The organism is Mycobacterium sp., from assembly GCF_050701675.1.
Lineage (GTDB): Bacteria > Actinomycetota > Actinomycetes > Mycobacteriales > Mycobacteriaceae > Mycobacterium.
Genome location: NZ_JBOGDD010001243.1, coordinates 1 through 1,617 on the forward strand (window position 1 = coordinate 1; position 1,617 = coordinate 1,617).

Genomic DNA, 1,617 nt, shown 5'->3' on the forward strand with positions numbered 1-1,617 from the left:
TCCAACAGGAATCCGAACTTGTCCTGCGCCTCGTCATGGTCGATGCCCATCATCGCGAACACCCGCTCCTGGACGTCGCGCCGGTGGATGCGGATCGACCCGCCGCCGATTTCGTTGCCGTTGCAGACGATGTCGTAGGCATTGGCCAGCGCGCTACCCGGTTCGGTGTCGAATGTCGCCTCCGATTCGGGCTGGGGCGAGGTGAACGCGTGGTGCACCGCGGTCCACGCACCGGAGCCGAGCGCGACGTCACCGGAGGCGGTGGCATCATCGGCGGCCTCGAACAGCGGCCAGTCCACCACCCAGGTGAACGCCCACGCCTCGGGATCGATCATGTCGAGCCGCTTGGCGATCTCGATCCGCGTCGCACCGAGCAGCCCCCGAGCCGACTTCACCGGTCCCGCCGCGAAGAAGATGCAGTCCCCGGGCTTCGCGCCGACATGCGCGGCCAGGCCGTCGCGCTCGGCGTCGGTCAGGTTCTTGGCAACCGGCCCACCGAGCGTGCCATCCTCGGCCAGGAGCACGTAGGCCAGGCCCTTGTGCCCGCGTTGCTTGGCGAACTCCTGCCACCCGTCGAGCGTGCGCCGCGGCTGAGACGCGCCGCCCGGCATCACGACGGCACCGACGTGCGGCGCCTGGAACACCCGGAACGTGGTGTCGGAGAAGTATTCCGTGCAGTCGACGAGCTCGAGGCCGAAGCGGAGGTCTGGCTTGTCGGAACCGAACCGGCGCATGGCGTCCGCATAGGTGATGCGCGGGATCGGCGTCGGCAGCTCGTACCCGATGAGCGCCCACAGCGATCGAAGGACCTGCTCGGAGACCGCGATCACGTCGTCGGCGTCGACGAAGCTCATCTCCATGTCGAGCTGGGTGAACTCGGGTTGACGGTCGGCGCGGAAGTCCTCGTCGCGGTAGCAGCGCGCGATCTGGTAATACCGCTCCATGCCTGCCACCATCAGCAGCTGCTTGAACAGCTGCGGGCTCTGCGGCAGTGCGTAGAACGAACCCGGCTGCAGCCGAGCGGGCACCAGGAAGTCCCTGGCCCCCTCCGGCGTCGAGCGGGTCAGCGTGGGCGTCTCGATCTCGACGAAGTCGTGCTCGGCCAGAACCCCACGGGCGGCGGCATTCACCTTGGAGCGCAACCGAATTGCGTTGCCGGGCCCTTCGCGACGCAGGTCGAGGTAGCGATACTTGAGGCGCGCCTCCTCCCCCGCGGTCTCGTCGAGCTGGAACGGCAGCGGCGCGCACTCGCTCAGCACGGTCAGCGACGTCGCGTTCACCTCGATGTCTCCGGTGGCGATGTCGACGTTGGCGTTGCCCTCCGGCCGGGTCTCCACCACGCCGGTGACGGCGACGCAGAACTCGGCCCGCAGGCGGTGCGCCTGAGCCAGGACATCGGCGTCGCGGAACACCACCTGCGCAACGCCCGACGCGTCCCGCAGATCGATGAAGATGACGCCGCCGTGGTCACGACGCCGCGCCACCCATCCGGCGAGCGTCACCGTCTGCCCGGCATCGGTGGACCGCAACGAACCGGCGGCATGACTGCGTAACACGAAAACTCCCTGGGAATGGCCTGACGAGACGACTGCCACAGTGTAGTGGTGGGGTTTCGGC

1 protein-coding gene is annotated in these 1,617 nt (G+C 68.2%); it reads right to left on the reverse strand.

What is annotated here, in order from left to right:
* The coding region (gene aspS, locus ACRDUX_RS38490; RefSeq protein ID WP_526422421.1) for an aspartate--tRNA ligase at window positions 1-1,556 on the reverse strand (1,556 nt) is incomplete at its 3' end.
* Between the last annotated feature and the right edge of the window lie 61 nt (window positions 1,557-1,617).